Below are 17,480 nucleotides of genomic sequence, written 5' to 3'. Positions count from 1 at the left end.
ACGCTGCACTGCAACATGCAGAATTAATTGATGAGCTATAATTTTGTGCTAAATATTGCAACTTCGCACCAAAACCGGAGTACAGGGTGACAACAGCGGAAAAGCCAGGAGTCGTGTTCACCATGCGCTATCCCGACGATACGGGTTACGTATGGAATTTCACCGCCGCCGTGCGCGACCGGGCAAGCAGCGACCTGCTCGACCGGGCGAACGTCTACATGGCGTTTCCCAGGCTGACGGGCAATCCCAGCTACCAGCCGAAACACCTGCAGCCCGTGGAATTGGATTGCTACGACACCACGCCGGCCGGCCGGGCCGCGATCGAACAATTCGTGCTGACCCATAACGTGAAGGTCATGGTGTTCATGAGCGCACTGTCGAACACCGTGTGCCTGGATCTGCTGCGCCGGCTGGGCGTGCGCACGATCAACACGGAAAACGACAGCTTCGACCCGCGCCAGCGCGACGGTGCACTCAAAAAGATCGCGAAATACCTCGTGCGGCGCGTGCTGCGCAAGCAGCAGCACGACCTGCACCTGGCCAATTCCGTCGCCCAGGAACAATTCCTGCTGAATTATCAGAAGCTGCCGCGCGACAAGGTCATCCTGATGCGCAATTCGGTCGATTCCGTGAAATTCCATCCCGGCGACCGGGCCGACGCGCGCGCGCGGCTGGGCCTCGACCCGGACCGCTTCTGGATCCTGGCCGTCTCGCAGGCGCGCCCGGAAAAGCGCGTCGACCGCCTGCTGCAGGTGGTACGCGACGTGGTCGCCGCGCGTCCGGACCGGCGCATCGGTTTCATCTACGTGGGCGACGGCCCGCCGGCCGTGGAATGGAAACGGCTGGCGACGGAACTCGGCCTCGAAGATATCTGCGTGTTCGCCGGCCGCCAGAACGACCTCGTGCCGTACTACCGCGCCGCCGACCTGCTCGTGCACGCGGCCGAGCGCGAAAGCTTCGGCAATGCCATCGTCGAGGCCATGGCCTGCGGCATCCCGGTCGTCGCCAGCGCGGCGCTGGGACCGAAGGAAACCATCCTCGACGGCAAGACCGGCGCGGTCATCGGGCTGGACGACTTCGCCGGCTTCACGCAGGCCGTTCTGCGCTATGTCGACAGTCCGGAAATAGCAAAAATGCATGGAAACAACGCGCGTGCGCACGTCGATACCGCATATAATGTTGTGCGTCAAAGCAAGGAATTCGCCGCACACATCGCGCGGTTTCTGTGACCGATGCTTTGAATTTGAACAGCAGAAAAGGGAGTCCTGAGGAATGTCTTTAGTCGAGAGGGTGGTCCAGCGCGCAAGGCGAGACTATTTCCGATGGCAGTACCAGAAAGTCGCACGCCAGATCCTGGGCACCCGTCCCGTGCAGCGCGGTGACCTGCCCTTCACGCTGCTGTCGATGGTGCACCAGCGCGACGTCCATTCCTACCTGGTCGCGGTCAAGTCGTTTACTCATTTCCTGAATCCGTCCCGCATCGTCGTCGTGTGCGATCCGTCGATCGACGAGAACGACCGCGCCGTGCTGAAACATCACCTGCCGCACGTGATCCTGCGCGAAGCGCACGAATTCACCCATGCGGACATCCCGCGCGGCGGCACCTGGGAGCGCCTGTTCGCGATCTCCGGCTATGCGCTGGACAGCTACGTCATCCAGCTGGATGCCGACACGCTGACCATGCAGCCGATCCCGGAAGTGCTGCAGGCCATCCAGGCCGGCGCCGGCTTCGTGCTGGGCGAAATCCCGGACACGCCGATCCGCCCGCTGGACGCCGTGCGCGCCCACGCGCTGCCCAAGATGAAACCGGGCGCGCACATCCAGACGCTGTCGGAAGCCGAGATGGCCAACGTCGGCCTGCCGGGCGACGCCCGCTACGTGCGCGGCTGCTCCGGCTTCACGGGCTTTCCGCCGTCGACGACGATGCGCGACAACCTGCTCGACTTCTCGCGCCGCATGACCGGCAAGCTGGGCGAGGACTGGAAACGCTGGGGCACCGAACAGGTGACGTCGAACTACCTGGTGGCGAACGCGTTCGCCACGAAATCGCTGCCGTTCCCGAAATACGGCACGCCCGACTGCGCCACGGCGGAGACGGCGTTCTTCCACTTCATCGGGCCGATGCGCTTCATCAACAACAAGTACAAGACGACGTCGCGCCAGGCCATCCACCTGATCTCCAACGCGCCGGCCTGATTCTCGGCGCGTTTTTCTCCCCGGTTGCCCTGTCATGGCAGATTTGCGTCGTTCGCTCGTCATCAACTTCTTCGCGACTTCGGGCACCAAGGTCCTGCAGTTCATCGTCAGCATCCTGCTGGCGCGGATCCTGAGCCCGAGCGAGATCGGCATCTATTCGATGACCGTCGTGTTCGTGAACTTCGCCCAGGTGTTCCGCGACTTCGGCGTCAGCTATTACCTGCAGCGCGAACCGGACCTCGACAACGACAAGATCCGCTCGGCCACCGGCGTCGTGTTCACGACGTCGTGGGTCATCGCGGCCGCCCTGTTCGCGGCCAGCGGCTGGCTCGGCATGTGGTTCAAGGAACCGGGCATCGTGCCGGTGATGCGCGTGCTGGCCGTCGGCTTCGTGTTCATCCCGTTCGGCACCGTCACGGGCGCCCTGCTGGCGCGCGGCTACGAGGCCGAGAAGCAGGCCGTCGTCCACGTCGTCGGCACCGTGTGCTTCTGCGCCAGCACGCTGATCCTCGGCGAGATGGGCTACGGCGCCATGTCCATGGCGTGGGGTAACCTGATCAACATCCTCGCCTGCGGCATCGCCTACATCCCCCTGCGCCCGAAAGGCATGCCGTGGCTGCCGGGCTTCCGCCACTGGAAGAGCGTCGCCCATTTCGGCGTCGGCTCCCTCGTGACCAACTGCGCGACCACGTTGAACAACTCGATCCCCGACATCTTGCTCGGCAAGCTGGGGTCCGCGCGCCACGTGGGCCTGCTGAGCCGCGCGAATTCCACCGTGTCGATCTTCAGCTACGTGGCCGGTTCGACGATGAACTACGGCGCCGTCCCGTACATGGCGCAGACGTACCACCGCGGCGAATCGCTGGCGCCGATCCTGGCCCGCTCCACGCTGCTCTTGACCGGCGTCGGCTGGACCGCGCTGGCGCTGACGGCCGTGCTGGGCCAGGACATCGTCGTCGCGCTGTACGGCGCCAAATGGATCGAATGCGTGCCCGCGATCCTGCCGCTCGTGCTGGCGGCCTTCGTGACCCTGGCCTTCAACTATATCCCGATGGCGGTGACGGCGATCGGCCGTCCCTACCTGAGCGCCTTCCCGGTCGTCGTTACCTTGGCGACCCGCATCCTGTTCGGCGTGCTGCTGTATGACGGCAGCCTGAACGGATTTGCGTGGGCGCTGTTCTTCGCGACCGTCGCCAGCGCGCCCGTCACCGCGATCCAGCAGAGCCGGTATTTCGGCTTCACGACCGCGATGATGATCCGCGCCCTGCTGCCCAGCGCCGTCGTGGCGTTGGGCACCGGCGCCGTCGCCTGGCTGCTGGCGGCGCTGCTGCCGGCGACGCTCCCCGCGATGGCGCGCCTGCTCGTGATGCTGCTGCCGCTGGCCGCCGCCTGGTATGTGCTGCTGCGCGCCACCCGCCACGAACTCGTGGGCGAAGTGCACCGCCTGGCCGCGCCGTTGAAGGCCCGGCTGGCGCTGCTGCTCCCGAATGTATAATCGACCGCTCGCTTGCCAAGCGGGCGCTCACCGAACCGAATGACCACCATGACGTATCTCGACGAAGTCAAAGCGACCCTGATCGACGTGCTGAGCCTGGGCGACGCCGGCCAGCGCCTGCACGCCGATTCCCCCCTGCTGGGCAGCCTGCCCGAACTCGACTCCATGGCCGTCGTCAGCCTGATCGGCGCGCTCGAAGAACGCTTCGGCATCGCCGTCGACGACGACGACATCAGCGCCAGCACCTTCGAAACCCTGGGCAGCCTGGCCGCATTCGTGGCCGCGAAACGCGCCGAATGACGCCAGAGCGGGCCGAGGTGGACACGGAACCGTTCTTCCTCGGCAGCGGCGCGGACCGGCGCTTCTGCCTGTTCCACCGGCCTGCGGGCGCATGCCGCGGCGCCGTCCTGTACGTGCCGCCGTTCGCCGAAGAACTCAACCGCACCCGCCGCATGGCCGCCCTCGGCGCACGCCGCCTGGCCGCGCACGGCTATGGCGTGCTGCAGATCGACCTGCTCGGCACCGGCGACAGCGCCGGCGACTTCGCCGATGCGCGCTGGGATGCATGGAAGCGGGACCTCGACCTGGGCGCCGCCTGGCTGCGCGCCCGCATCGATGCACCGCTCACGCTGTGGGGCCTGCGCCTGGGCGCTTTGCTTGCGCTCGACCATGCGCGCACGGCGGCTTACCCGCTCGCGCCGCTGCTGCTGTGGCAACCGGTGGCCAGCGGCTCGGCGTACCTGACCCAGTTCCTGCGCCTGCGCACGGCGGGCGCGATGCTGGGCGACGACGCCGCGCAGTCGGGAACGAAAGCCTTGCGCGCCGCGTTGCAGGCCGGAGAGACGCTGGAAATCGCCGGCTACGACCTGTCTCCCGAACTGGCGCGCGCGATCGACGGCCTGCCCGCGCCCGATGCCATGGTGCCGCCCGCCCCGGCGCACTGGTTCGAGGTGCTCGGCGCGCCCGGGCAAGCGCCGGGACCGGCCGCCGCGCGCGTCAAGGCGGCGTGGGACAGTCAGGGCGCGGTGCTTCACGTGCACACGGTGACGGGGTCGCCGTTCTGGGCCACGACGGCGGTGTCGACCTGCCCCGCGCTGCTCGACGCCACCGACGGCGTCATCGGGGAGGGCGCCCATGTCGTATGAAGAACGCGCCCTCGCCTTCCGCTGCGGCGGCGATACGCTGGTCGGCATCGCCAGCGTGCCCGCGGCGCCGTGCGCGCGCGGCGTGCTGATCGTCGTCGGCGGTCCGCAATACCGCGTCGGCAGCCATCGCCAGTTCGCCCTGCTGGCGCGCCACCTGGCCGCGCACGGCATCGCCGCCATGCGCTTCGACTACCGCGGCATGGGCGACAGCGACGGCGAAGAACGGGATTTCGAAGTCATCCAGGACGACATCCGCGCCGCGCTCGACGCCTTCGTCGGCGCCGTGCCGGGCCTCGCCGACGTCGTGCTGTGGGGACTATGCGACGGCGCCTCGGCGGCCGCGATGTATGCGCCGGGCGACGCGCGCGTGCGCGGCCTCGTGCTGCTCAATCCCTGGGTACGCACGGACGACGGCGTCGCCCGCACGACCTTGAAACACCACTACCGCGACCGCCTGCGCGACCCCGCGTTCTGGCGCAAGCTGGCACGCGGAAAATTCGACTACGCGGGCTCGCTGGCATCGATGCTGAAACTCGTGCGCACCGCGTTCGCGGGCCGCGCAGCGTCGTCGGAAGACGCCCCCGCTGCGCTGCCCGAGCGCATGCGCCAGGGCCTGCACGCATTCGGCGGCCACACGCTGCTCGTGATCGGCGGCGCCGACCTGACGGGGCGCGAATTCTGCGACGTGGCCGGATCGACGCCGGCCTGGAAACGCCTGCTGTCCGCGCCGCGCGTCACCTGGCGCCGTCTCGACGGTGCCGACCACACGTTCTCGCGCCGCGCCTGGCGCGACCAGGTCGCCGAGTGGACCCGCGAATGGGTCGTGTCGTGGTGACGTTCAGGACGCCGGCCGACAATCCGTAAAGCGGGCAAACGCCCCATACACCGCGGCCGCGGCGCGCGGTTTGCCGCACAGGTCGCGCGCATCCGCCGGCCGCCCTTCGCTCTCCGCCCCGGCGCGCAACGGCGGCGCGCCGCGCCAGGAAAAATCGCCCGTCTCCGGTGCGCGGAACAGGCGGCGCACGGGATGGCTGCCGACGTACGCGCGCCAGAGCGGCGTTGCGCGATTGTCTCCCAGGTGCACGATGCCGCCGTCGCGGGCGCGGATCGAACCGTCGACCAGATTCCCGTCCACCACCGCGCTGCTCGTCGGATAACGCACGTCGATGCCGCTCGTGTCGACGAGCGTGTTGTCGACGACCTTGCTGGCCGCCGCGCCGTTCAGGTAGATGCCCACGTCCGAACAGCCGACGATCAGGTTGGCGCGCACGACACCTCCATCCTGCTCGGTGATGCAGCGGCCGTCGCGGCAGAATTCGCGGCCCGTGCCGCCGCCGCCCAGCGACAGCCCGATGCGCTGTCCCGGCTGGCCGCGCAAGGTCTGCTCGCACCAGACGACGTTGCGTTCGAAAACGTTGTTTTTGCCGCCGCCCTTGGCGAACGCGCCGTAGCTGACCTCGTTGCCGTCGCGCTTGACGAAGTCGGTGATGACGTTCGCGCGCACGGTCCAGCCGCTGGCGGTGACGAGATCGATGGGCGTCACCGGCTTCGTCGTCGCGCGCACGTGCGTGGCGGCCAGTGTCGTGTGGTCGATCAGGCCGTCGTCGGGGTAGCGGCCGTCGTGGCCATTGATCTTGATGTGCGCGTTGAAGTCGCGGATCGTGTTGTTGACGCTCTCGAAGTGATGGCCGCCGCCGATGACGTGGAAGGCGTGCTCGCAGTCGTCGTCCGCCGGGCACACGCCGCGGATATCGAGGTTCTCGAAACGCCAGTACGGCGCGTCGACGACGAAGCCCTCGAGCGTCTCGAGTTCGACGTGCACGGTACCCGGCTGCGCCGCGCGCACGACGATGCGCGCATCCGCCCGGCCCGCGCGCGCAATGCCGATGCCCTTGCCCTGGAAGCGGTAGGTGCCCGGCGCCAGCGTGATGACGTCGCCCGGTGCCGCTTCCTTGAGCGCGGCACGCAGGGCATCGGACGTGGCGACCTGGATGCCGCCGCCATCCTGTCCGGCGGCCCGCGGCTGCGAGCCGACGTTCAGGGCCAGCCGGGGCGGCGCCACGCCGGCCGGGCCGCGGTCGAGCGTCGTCAGGATGGCGGCGACGCGGCGGCCGCTGCCGACGATGAACGGGTTATGGCCGCTGGTGCGCTTTTCGATGTACGGCGCGAGCGTGCGCGGGGCGATGCCCACGTGGTCGACGATGGCCGGCAGCGCGGCGGCAAGCAGCAAGACGACAACGCCCGCCGCCAGCAGGCCGCGGCGCGCCAGCCGGCGCACCGTCACGCGCTGGCCTTGATGCCGTGGCGTCCCATCAGGTCATACAACGTGGGACGGCTCACGCCCAGCATCTCGGACGCCTTGACGATATTGCCGTCGGTGCGCGCCAGCGCACGGGCGATGGCTTTGTATTCGGCCTCGTCGCGCACCTGGCGCAGGTTCAGCGGTTCCTCTTCGGCGCCCGTGTCGGGCAGGCCCAGGTCGTCGGCGACGATGGTGTTCGCGTCGGCCATGATGACGGCGCGCTTGATGCAGTTTTCCATCTCGCGCACGTTGCCGGGCCATTGATACGCTTCGATCGCGGCCAGCGCGTCCGGCGCGAAGTGCAGCGACGCGCGCGACTCCTGCGCGCAGAACTTGTTCTTGAAGTGATGGGCCAGCAGCGCGGCATCGCCTTCGCGCTGGCGCAGCGGCGGGATCGTCACGACGATTTCCGACAAACGGTAATACAAGTCTTCGCGGAAGCGGCCCTGCGCGCACAAGTCCTTCAGTTTCTGGTGCGTCGCGCAGACGATGCGCACGTCGACGGGGATCTCCTCGTGGCCGCCGATGCGCTCGATCACGCGCTCCTGCAAAAAGCGCAGCAGCTTGGCCTGCAGCGCCATCGGCAGGTCCCCGACCTCGTCGAGGAAGAACGTGCCGCCGTGGGCCAGTTCCACCTTGCCCTTGGTCTGCTTGGCGGCACCCGTGAAGGCGCCCTTTTCGTAGCCGAACAATTCGCTTTCCAGCAGGTTTTCCGGGATCGCCGCGCAGTTGATCGCCATGAAGCGCTCCTTCGCGCGCGGCGACAGCGCGTGGATGGCGCGCGCCAGCACCTCCTTGCCGGTGCCCGATTCGCCCAGCAGCATGACGGAGGCGGACGTCGGCGCCACCTTCTCGATGGTGCGGCAGACTTTCAACATGCCCGGATCGCGCGAGATCACGCCGGCCAGCGGCGAGTCGGCCTGCGACTGCTGCATGCGGCGGTTTTCCTGCTGCAGGTTGTGCAGGAAGAAGGCGCGCTGGATCACGAGATTCAGCACTTCCGGGTCGACCGGCTTCTGATGAAAATCGTAGGCGCCCATGGCGATCGCCTTGACGGCGTTGGCATGGTCCTGGTTGCCCGTCAGGACGATCACGCGCGTGTCCGGCGCCAGCGCCAGGATCTGCTGCAGGGTCGCGAGGCCCTCGGTGGAGCCGTCCGGATCGGGCGGCAGGCCCAGGTCCATCGTGCACACGGGCGGTTCGTGGCGGCGGATCTGCGCCAGCGCCGCCTCGCGGTCGCCGGCCACCACGACGTCGTAGGCGTCCAGGCTCCAGCGCAGCTGCTTCTGCAGGCCCGGGTCGTCTTCGATGATCAACAGCTTGGGTTTTTGTTGGGTCATGGTGTCTTCTTTCAGGCGATCGTCGCGGCCGCGGCGACGCGATGCAGCGGCAGGACGACCTTGAATGTGGTGCCGAGCGCGGGTTGGCTGGTCACTTCCAGCGCCCCGCCCAGTTCAGTGATGTATTCCCGGCTCTCGAACACGCCGATACCCATGCCGGCCGACTTGGTCGAATCGAACGGCTTGAACAGGCGCTCGCGGATGAATTCCTCCGTCATGCCTTCGCCGGTGTCCGTGATCTCGACCTCGACGGCCTCGCCGCGCCCGCCGGCCGCCGGGGCCACGCGGACCATCACGTGGCCGTCGCGCGGCGTCGCCTCGATCGCGTTCTGGATCAGGTGGCCGATCACGCGTTCGAGGCGCTCGCGGTCGGCCAGCACCAGCAGGCCGGCCTGCTCGACGAGCAGCTGCGGATGCGGTTCGAACGCGCTTTTCAGGGCCAGCGCCTGGCGCGCGACCTCGTCGACCGCCAGCGGCTGCGGCTTCTCGGCATTCTCGCTGCGCGACAGCTTTTGCAGCAGCAGCTTCATCTTCTGCACGGAGTGGTTCAGCGTCTCCAGCATGTCGCGCTGGAATTCCGGATTGTCCTTGTGCCTCTCGGCGTTGGCGTTCATGAGCGACAGCTGGGCGACGAGATTCTTGAGGTCGTGCACGACGAACGTCGACATGCGGTTGAACGACTCGAACTGGCGCGCCACCATCAGCGCATTGGCCGCGTCTTCCTGCGCGAGGTAGCTGGCGGCCTGGCTGCCGGCGATTTCGAGCAGGTCGATGATTTCCCAGTTCAGTTTCAACGGGCTGCGCGCGCGCTGCAGCACGACGAAGCCGAACAGCTTTTCCTGCAGCATCAGCGGCACGACGAGCCAGCGGCGCGGCATGTCCAGCAGCCAGTCGGGCAGCGCCAGGCCTTCGTACTTGTCCGGGCGCTCGACATATTCGTCGACGTCGATCACCCACTGCGTGCTTTCCAGGAAGCGGCAGAACGGCGCGTTGGCCGGTTCCGCCACGTGCATATCGGGCGCCTGCCAGCCCGCCATCACCGTGAAGCGGCCGCCGGCATCACGCTGCCACAACGTGCCCCCGGGGCTTTCGACGAGGACGGCCAGCGCCTGGATCGCGCGCTCGCCCAGGTTCGGGCCGCGCTCGGACAGCGTGCGCGTAAAACGCATCCACTCTTCGCGGTAATCGTAGTTGTAGCGATAAAAATGCTTGCTGATCGAGACCCTCAGCCAGGAGCGCGCCGTGCCGGAGAACAGGATCACGCCCAGCAGCGAGATGGCGCCGAACAGGAAGCCGGTCTGCATCACCGTGCCCCAGCTGCCGCCGACATAACGCAGGTAGTAGCCGACCGATCCCATGGCCAGCAGGTAGATCGCGGAACCGAACAGCGCGGCCGAATGGAACACGACGCGGCGCGACACGGCGAACGACGTCGTCCACGATTTACGGCGCGTCATCGACACCGCCACCAGCGGCACGGTCAGCGCGTTGACGAAGCCGCGCGCCGTCCACAGGTCCGGACTCAGTTTGCGGAACAGCAGCGCATTGCTGTACATGTAGAAGTCGTAGGCGAACATGCCGCCGATGCCGAGGCAGGCGAACTTGATCGCCCAGCGTTCCTCGATGGTCTTGTTGCGGTAGACCTGCTCGACGAGCAGCATCCCGTACACCGACAGGCCGACGTAGCCGATCAGGAGGGGCAGCCCGAGTTCGGGCAGCAGGTCGTTGCGCCAGTGGGCGACGCCGACGCCGGCCAGCAGCATCAGGTAGACGCATCCCGCCGCCAGCAGCGACGTGCGCGGCGCGTGGAAGCGACCGAGGATGAGACGCGTCGGCGTTCCTTCCGATTCCTGTTGCCAGTGGCCGAGCAGCGCTACGAGGAACAGCGACCAGGCGCCGTCGCGCAGCAGTTCAAGCGCGGCCGTGCCCGTATTCCACAGGATCTCCTGCGCGGCGTCCCAGCCGAGCGCCGCGGCCCACGCGGCCGTGGCCAGGCACGCGGTGCTGAGCGTGCCGCGCTGGGCGCGGCCGCGCCAGCCCGACAGGACCGACAGGCCCAGGGCGAGGAAGCCGATGGCGGCCAGTGCGTAGCTGGAAGCAGCGATATTGATCACGTTACTGGGCAGGATTCGGTGGTCATCCACGGCCGCCCGCCGGCCTTGCCGGCAGCCGCGGGCAGCATCAGCGTCCGCTGCGGAACAGGACGACCTTCAGGGTATCGATCAGGATCAGCACGTCGAGGAACAGGCTGTTGTTCTTGACGTAGTACAGATCGTACTGCAGCTTCTGCAGCGCGTCCTCGGCCGACGAGCCGTAGCCGTAGCGCACCTGGGCCCAGCCGGTGATGCCCGGCTTGACGCTGTGGCGCACGTTGTAATACGGGACCACTTCGATCAGCTGGTCGACGAAGTACTGGCGCTCGGGACGCGGGCCGACGAACGACATGTCGCCCTTGAGCACATTGAGCACCTGCGGCAGCTCGTCGATACGCGTCTTGCGCATGAAATTGCCGACGCGGGTGATGCGCGGATCGTTCTGCTGCGCCCATTGCGGCTTGCCGCCCTTTTCGGCGTCCGTGCGCATGCTGCGGAATTTGTGGACGAAGAACGTGACGCCGTCCTTGCCGACCCGCTCCTGCGAATAGAACACGGGGCCGCGGTCTTCCAGCTTGACGGCCAGCGCCGCCAGCAGCATCAGCGGGAGCGTCAGCACCATGATGATCAGGCTGCAGACGATGTCGAAGCTGCGCTTCATGAACGTGCGCACGAAGCTCTGGTCGAAGCCGCCGCCGAACACGAGCCACGACGGCTGCAGCGAGTCGACGCGGATCTGGCAGGTCTCGCGCTCGAAGAACGTGGCGGCGTCCGTGACCTTGAACCCCTGCAGCTTGCACTCGAGCAGATCCTTGATGGGGAAGCCGCCGCGGCGGTTCTGCACGGAGACGACGATTTCCTCGACGTTGTACTGGCGTGCCAGCGCGACGAGCGATTCGCCCTCGCGCGACTTGAGCAGGTTCGTCGACGGCACGCACAGTTCTTCGGTCGGCGTCGGCACGAAGCCGGCGATGTTGTAGCGGTGATAGCTGGCGCTCTGCACGGCCAGGTCGCTGCATTCCTTGGCCAGCGGACCGCTGCCCAGGAACAGGATGCGGGTTTCCAGGAAGCGCAGCTCGGACGACTTGAAGAACACCATGCGCGCCAGGAAGATACCGCTGGCGGCGATCCCGAACACGAGCGCCATGATGCCGCGTCCGAAGTACAGGTCCGGCGCCACGTAGAACACCAGCGTCAGGATCAGGAAGCCCATCAGGAACGAGGGCATCAGCTTCATGAAGAACGGATGGCGCAGGCCTTCGTTGAAGTCGAGCTGGTACATCCCCATCGCGCTCATGCTGAAAATGATCGCTGCGGTAAAGGCGATGGCGGACGTGAAGAAATGATCAAGATGGCCGATGCTGGGCAGGCCGGCATTCTGGCCCACTTCCATGAATCGCACCGCCGCGCCGATGTAGACTGCGCCGAGCAGTACCAGCACTTCGACGAACAGCAGCACGAACACGATCTTCGACACATAGTGATTAGAGATCCTAAGCACAGTTGCCTCCGGAGTAGCTGTTATTGCTGACTTGCACAACCAATAGGGTAAGCGGGAGACGCACGGGCGTTCCCGAAAGCTTTTGACTCGAGGAAAGAAAATAAGGCCAAGAATAGCCAGGAACTGTCATTGTCATCATTGCATGCGAAACGGCAAGGCTCGGGGACCAAGCGGCCTGCCCTCGGCACGACCTGTTGAATAGTCATGGCAGCCGCGACCGGAATCGCGGCTGCCCGCATTACATTACAAACGCCAGACGCAGTAGCCAGCCTCGCGGATCCCGTTTGGATCGAACTGGGCCTTCACGTCGACGAAGCAGCCGCCGTCGTTCAGCTTGGACTGGATGTCCGTCAGCGAACGCGCCAGCACTTCCTTGTGCGGGACCGCGACGATGAGGGCATCGGCCTTGGGCAGGTCTTCCCAGCGCTCCAGCTTGATGCCGTACTCGTGCTGCGCTTCGTCCGCTTCCGCCACCGGGTCGTACACGTGCACGTCGACACCATAGGACTGTAGCTCGTACACAATGTCGGCAACCTTGGAATTGCGCAGATCGGGGCAATTTTCCTTGAACGTCAGGCCGATCACGTTGACTTTCGAGCCCTTGACGTGGAAACCGGCCGAAATCATCGACTTGACGGTTTTCTCGGCAACGAACTTGGCCATGCCGTCGTTGATGCGGCGGCCTGCCAGGATCACTTGCGGGTGGTAGCCGATCATCTCGGCCTTGTGCGTCAGGTAGTACGGGTCGACGCCGATGCAGTGGCCGCCCACCAGGCCCGGGCGGAACGGCAGGAAGTTCCATTTCGTGCCGGCGGCCTTCAGCACTTCCAGCGTGTCGATGCCGATCTTGTCGAAGATGATCGCCAGTTCGTTCATCAGGGCGATGTTCAGGTCGCGCTGCGTGTTCTCGATGACCTTGGCCGCTTCCGCGACCTTGAGGCTGGACGCGCGGTGCACGCCGGCCTTGACGACGGTCTCGTACATGGACGCGACGCGGTCCAGGGTTTCCTGGTCGTCGCCGGAGACCACTTTCATCACGTTGGTCAGCGTGTGTTCCTTGTCGCCCGGGTTGATGCGCTCGGGCGAGAAGCCGACGTGGAAGTCTTCCTTCCACTTCATGCCGGAGAATTTTTCCAGGACGGGGATGCAGACTTCCTCGGTCGCGCCCGGATAGACGGTCGATTCGAAGATAACGATCGCGCCGCGCTTCATGTGCTTGCCGACGGTCTCGCTGGCGCCGATCAGCGGGGCGAAGTCGGGAACGTGGGCGATGTCGACGGGCGTCGGGACGCCGATCAGGATGTAATCGGCCTGTGCCAGCGCGGCCGGGTCGGTCGTGACGCTCAGGTGGCGTGCTGCACGCAATTGTTCAGTCGAGACCTCACCGGCGGGATCGACAAATTTCTTGTAGCTTTCGACCTTTGCCACCGATAAATCGAACCCGATCGTCGGGCCGAGCTTGCCGAACTCGACAGCCAGCGGCAAACCTACATAACCCAATCCAACTACTGCGATGACCTCGTCTGGCTTCATATTGATTCCGTTCCGCAAATTTGCTATTACGATAACTTTTGTTTAGCACGGAAACATCTGCATGCTCGACAAGCCGCCCCCGTCCCGCGGACGGCGACGACCCATGTCATCGACAGTTACAGAGCATCGTTCATGCCGCGGTCGTCAACCCAATCTTCACGAATCCTCACCGCCGTGCTGATGAGATAATAACATTTTATCGATTACAAGTTAGCAACAAGACATACCGTGCGCATGAAACGAACGCTCCAAGAACAGCAGAATAAGTTGCTGCAGTCAAAAGAGGCAAGCACTACCTTGTGCTGATTTACCGGAGTGTTGTAAGCATGGTTATTGAACGGTCGTAACTTGTCGTAATGCTATGCTTTCCGGGTAAATCGCCCATTCCGCCAGGCGTTTGTCAGCCGGGCTGGTGTTCGACCGCCAGGCCGGGCGCCGCGTTTGAAATCCGTGCGCTGCCGCCGGCATCCAGGTTCAGGAATGCGCCGCGGCCGGCCTTGCTGCGCTCGCGGTTGGCGGCGATTGTCGCCTTGTCGATGCCGGCCAGCAGGCGGACCTTGGCCAGCTGCAGCTTGACGTCGTGCATGTTCAGGCGTGCCAGCGCATAGCCGAGGTGGGCGAACACGGACACCCATTCGCGGCCGAAGGAAAAATGCGTGTTCGGGTTCGAGCTGCGCGCGATGACTTCGCGCCGGAAGGTTTCGCCGGACTCGAAGAACTTGCTGGGCGGGCGCTGCTCGCGGTCATGATAGATGCGCGACGTGGGCAGGACGCCCAGCTTGAGCTTGTGGAAGTGCAGGCGCTGCGTGTAATTGTCGTCCTCGCCGTAGTGGAAGAACGACGGACTGAAACCGCCGACGCGTTCCACGCATTCGCGCGTCATCGACCAGGCGGCGGCATTCACGAAGCCGACGTCGTACACGTCCTTCACGCGTCCGAGGTAGATGTCCGAATACAGGCCCCTGCACTTGTTCGGCCCGATGTAATTGGAAAACCCGTAATCGAGGCCGTCACCCGCGCCGTTCAGGTGCATCGGGCTGATGACGCCGTAGCCCGGATGGCGCTGATGCGCATCGACGAGCTTTTCGACGGCGTCCGGATCGATCCAGGCATCCTGGTTGAGCAGGAACACATAATCCGCGCCGCGCTGGTACGCCAGTTCCATGCCGATGTTGTTGGCCTTGCCGAAACCGAGGTTCTGGCCCGTATTGACGATCTCGACTTCAGGATAATCGGCGGCGATGCGCGCGAGCGTGTCGTCCTGCGACCCGTTGTCGATCACGATCGTCTGCAGCGGCACGGTCGACTTGCGCAGGCTGGAAAAGCATGGCGTCACCCACTTGGATCCGTTGTAGGTCACTATGACCACATAAACCTTGGCGCTCATCATCGTCCTCTGTGAAATGAAAATCGGCGCCGGACGGCGGTCGCGGCGCAGTGTCGAATGTTGACACATGTGCAGCCAATCCGAAAGGCAACGGACACTATCATGTGCATCGGCGTTGCAGCGCACAAACGGTAGCGACGTCGATAGAACGTGGTTTGACGGGTGACGTCCCGGGAGAGGGGCAGGGGGAGACTGACGTGGCTGAAAAAATAATGGGAAGAAAGTCAGGCAGTTTTCTCCCCGATTTCAAAGTTAGCGCTTCACGCGAACAGCGTCGAAGAACCATCCTTTCCAAGCGATGACAAGTGTGACCGCATTCTTGATGAACACAGACGTGCAGCTAAGATCAACAACTGTCACAGGGCTGGGCAGGTGTAGCTTAGCAGCATCGGCATGAAACTGTTCACGAACAAACATCCGAGGCTCGACGCTTTCTGCTTCAAACTCAGACGGACCGCACTTGCGGTCGCCGAACGTTATCGCATCTGTGCGGATCGTAAACACTCGGCCGACCAGCCGCTGAGCCTCTTTCTCATCAAGAGACGTAACGTCCGCACCATCCAAGGCTGCGGTCAGGCGCCACTTGCCAACGACGGCTTGCTCGTAGTCGGCAGGCGCATCGGCCCAAGCAGGCAAAGCAGCCAAAGCCAGCGTGGCAATGACGGGCGCCGTCACTCGTCGGCGCAAGATTGCGTAATGACGAAGAGCCATAATTATCTCCTTATTTGCTGTCAGCATTTTTCTTGTCGTCTTTAACGCGGAAAGGGGCAGCTTCCTCTTCCCGCCGTTTGATTAAACCCGGCGCGACAACATATTTCTTCTTACCTTTTTCCATTACCCCAACCTTAATCATCGAAGAGATATTTTTCGCCGCACCTGTAAAATCTCCTCGATTTACGAAATCAAAGGTATCTCGTGCACCCCGGCCACCAGAATTATATGTTAGGCTGACCAACGCGTCGAATTGATCCTGATTAACAGCCTTGATGGTGTTTCGTTGAACAATTCGTTCCGCCTCACCCACTCGGCGTTCAAATTCTTGATCGACCATCGTCGCACTAACTTTTTTCTTTAACTCGTCTTCAGTGCAAACACCCTTGTGAGAAAGAATACCCGCACCCCAAGTGCAATTCCCTTTATTCTTGCCCAGGTCGTTGTAATAACGATAAATTGCTTTCTCGGTCGCGCGCATCCGAGCCCGTGCTTCCGGGCTCATCTTCATTGAAGCGTTCGGCCCGCTCGTCGTGGCCTGGCCATGCTTACCAGTCATGTTGGCTCCGCAGTTTATAAACATCCGACAAATCTAGCACTACGACAACGTGCCTTCTTGCGCGGGCACAAGCGATCTCGGCCGGATTGCGCCACCATAGCCAACCTACTCTTTCATCAATATACGGAGGAACTATGGCAATCGACGTCTACCTGCAGATCGACGGCATCAAAGGCGAATCACAAGACGATAAGCATAAAGACTGGATAGAGTGCGAGTCTGTAAACTGGGGGCTTCATCAGCCTCGTAGCGCAACGTCGTCGACGGGTGGTGGGCATACTGCGGAGCGAGTCGAAATCGAAGAAATCACATTCAGCAAACTCGCCGATCTGTCGTCGCCGATATTAATGCAGACGTGCGCGATGGGGAAAACTATTCCGAAAGCAAAATTCGAATTCATGCGCGCGGATGGGAATGGTGTGCCAATCAGGTATTTCGAGATTGAACTGGAGAACGTTTTGGTCGGTGCCATCACGCCGGGCCTCGAAGCAGGATCAATTCTCGGCGAACATGTCTCCCTGAAGTTTTCGAAGGTCAAATGGCGATATACCCAACAAAAGATCGGCGGCGGAGCAGGTGGTTCAACCGTTGGCGGGTGGGACTTGGCTGCCAATAAGGTTGCGTGATAATGTGGGCGGCTTGGCCGCCCTTCCCAAGTTACCCTCTTGCTTCACAGTCGGGCTCCTTTTTTGGAACTCCAAGATGCAAAAATCGGCTTCGGCCGGCGTATCGTTGTGTCAGTAATCCGTCTACAGCTAACCTTCCGGGCACTCTCCACACCGATATTATCCTTGTCTGGATATGGTGCATACTTCTCTTCAAGGATTTCGAGGACATCGGCTGCTAACTCCTCGTCGATACCTGCGGCTTCTCGCATCGCCTCGTTGACTGGTATGCCCTCCCGGTTCCAGTCGTAGTGCGACTCCCTGTCGGCCATGAGGCGTTCCTGCCATGACTCCGGCTGGTCCGGGATACGTCTGTAGTGCTCGGGAAACGCTGCTTCGATCCGTTCTGCTAGCTCATCGATACCAATCGACGGTGTGCTTCTGCCGCAACAGTCGCACTCGGCCTCGTCGCCGGAGGTTCGGATTTCGCTAGCGCGATAGGTCTCGTCGATGTAGCAATGACAGATGTGTTTGATCGTAGTCTCGTCATTCTCGATATCGCGCATGGTGGCTGCTTCCTAATGACATGAACTTTACCAATGTGGCGTCGACT

General features: G+C 63.8%; 16 protein-coding genes. 7 read left to right on the top strand and 9 right to left on the bottom strand.

Going from position 1 to position 17,480, the window contains the following annotated elements:
• Positions 1–122 precede the first annotated feature (122 nt).
• The 6 genes from ACEN9Q_RS26495 to ACEN9Q_RS26470 are packed head-to-tail and all read left to right on the top strand — an operon-like array spanning position 123 to position 5,671.
• A complete protein-coding gene (locus ACEN9Q_RS26495; RefSeq protein ID WP_495626594.1) occupies positions 123–1,229 on the top strand; it encodes a glycosyltransferase family 4 protein in 1,107 nt (368 codons plus the stop codon).
• A gap of 43 nt (positions 1,230–1,272) precedes the next feature.
• Positions 1,273–2,196, top strand: coding sequence for a hypothetical protein (locus tag ACEN9Q_RS26490; RefSeq protein ID WP_495626593.1), 924 nt, complete (start codon positions 1,273–1,275; stop codon positions 2,194–2,196).
• A 34-nt stretch (positions 2,197–2,230) separates the two neighbouring features.
• On the top strand, positions 2,231–3,691 hold the full coding sequence (locus ACEN9Q_RS26485) for an oligosaccharide flippase family protein (protein WP_082548129.1): 1,461 nt from the start codon (positions 2,231–2,233) through the stop codon (positions 3,689–3,691).
• Positions 3,692–3,739: 48 nt separating this feature from the next.
• Positions 3,740–3,991 (top strand): acyl carrier protein, encoded by a 252-nt coding sequence (locus tag ACEN9Q_RS26480; protein WP_056445266.1) that lies wholly within the window; start codon positions 3,740–3,742, stop codon positions 3,989–3,991.
• Positions 3,988–4,836, top strand: a complete 849-nt coding sequence (locus ACEN9Q_RS26475; RefSeq protein WP_495626592.1) for a hydrolase 2, exosortase A system-associated — start codon at positions 3,988–3,990, stop codon at positions 4,834–4,836. Before ACEN9Q_RS26480 ends, ACEN9Q_RS26475 begins: the two co-directional genes overlap by 4 nt.
• On the top strand, positions 4,826–5,671 hold the full coding sequence (locus ACEN9Q_RS26470; RefSeq protein ID WP_056445128.1) for a hydrolase 1, exosortase A system-associated: 846 nt from the start codon (positions 4,826–4,828) through the stop codon (positions 5,669–5,671). Before ACEN9Q_RS26475 ends, ACEN9Q_RS26470 begins: the two co-directional genes overlap by 11 nt.
• A gap of 3 nt (positions 5,672–5,674) precedes the next feature.
• Here the strand turns inward: ACEN9Q_RS26470 and ACEN9Q_RS26465 are convergent, their stop codons facing one another.
• The 8 genes from ACEN9Q_RS26465 to ACEN9Q_RS26430 form a co-directional block, all read right to left on the bottom strand.
• Entirely contained in the window at positions 5,675–7,120 is a 1,446-nt protein-coding gene (locus tag ACEN9Q_RS26465; protein ID WP_495626591.1) for a right-handed parallel beta-helix repeat-containing protein, read from the bottom strand.
• Positions 7,117–8,478 carry a PEP-CTERM-box response regulator transcription factor gene (prsR, locus tag ACEN9Q_RS26460; protein WP_056445131.1) on the bottom strand — a complete coding sequence of 454 codons (1,362 nt, stop codon included), beginning with the start codon at positions 8,476–8,478 and terminating at the stop codon, positions 7,117–7,119. The genes ACEN9Q_RS26465 and prsR overlap by 4 nt, the downstream gene beginning before the upstream one ends.
• An 11-nt stretch (positions 8,479–8,489) precedes the next feature.
• On the bottom strand, positions 8,490–10,622 hold the full coding sequence (prsK, locus tag ACEN9Q_RS26455) for an XrtA/PEP-CTERM system histidine kinase PrsK (protein WP_229412772.1): 2,133 nt from the start codon (positions 10,620–10,622) through the stop codon (positions 8,490–8,492).
• 37 nt (positions 10,623–10,659) lie between these two features.
• Positions 10,660–12,072, bottom strand: a complete 1,413-nt coding sequence (locus ACEN9Q_RS26450; RefSeq protein WP_056445137.1) for a TIGR03013 family XrtA/PEP-CTERM system glycosyltransferase — start codon at positions 12,070–12,072, stop codon at positions 10,660–10,662.
• A gap of 243 nt (positions 12,073–12,315) precedes the next feature.
• The gene (locus ACEN9Q_RS26445; protein ID WP_056445140.1) at positions 12,316–13,605 is read right to left on the bottom strand and encodes a nucleotide sugar dehydrogenase; all 1,290 of its coding nucleotides are present in this window, start codon (positions 13,603–13,605) and stop codon (positions 12,316–12,318) included.
• 400 nt (positions 13,606–14,005) lie between these two features.
• The gene (locus tag ACEN9Q_RS26440) at positions 14,006–14,992 is read right to left on the bottom strand and encodes a glycosyltransferase family 2 protein (protein ID WP_495626590.1); all 987 of its coding nucleotides are present in this window, start codon (positions 14,990–14,992) and stop codon (positions 14,006–14,008) included.
• A gap of 252 nt (positions 14,993–15,244) precedes the next feature.
• Positions 15,245–15,730, bottom strand: coding sequence for a hypothetical protein (locus ACEN9Q_RS26435; protein WP_495626589.1), 486 nt, complete (start codon positions 15,728–15,730; stop codon positions 15,245–15,247).
• Positions 15,714–16,262, bottom strand: a complete 549-nt coding sequence (locus tag ACEN9Q_RS26430) for a glycoside hydrolase family protein (RefSeq protein WP_495626588.1) — start codon at positions 16,260–16,262, stop codon at positions 15,714–15,716. Before ACEN9Q_RS26430 ends, ACEN9Q_RS26435 begins: the two co-directional genes overlap by 17 nt.
• A gap of 134 nt (positions 16,263–16,396) precedes the next feature.
• Here ACEN9Q_RS26430 and ACEN9Q_RS26425 point away from each other — a divergent pair, with 134 nt between their 5' ends.
• Positions 16,397–16,888 (top strand): Hcp family type VI secretion system effector, encoded by a 492-nt coding sequence (locus ACEN9Q_RS26425; protein WP_495626587.1) that lies wholly within the window; start codon positions 16,397–16,399, stop codon positions 16,886–16,888.
• A gap of 44 nt (positions 16,889–16,932) precedes the next feature.
• Here ACEN9Q_RS26425 and ACEN9Q_RS26420 read toward each other — a convergent pair whose 3' ends face one another.
• Positions 16,933–17,433: a hypothetical protein gene (locus tag ACEN9Q_RS26420; RefSeq protein ID WP_495626586.1), complete on the bottom strand. Its 501-nt coding sequence runs from the start codon at positions 17,431–17,433 to the stop codon at positions 16,933–16,935.
• Positions 17,434–17,480 lie beyond the last annotated feature (47 nt).

Source organism: Massilia sp. Masssp93 (genome assembly GCF_059491295.1).
The sequence above is the reverse complement of the archived record's forward strand: the minus strand, read 5'-3'. Positions and strand labels throughout refer to the sequence as shown.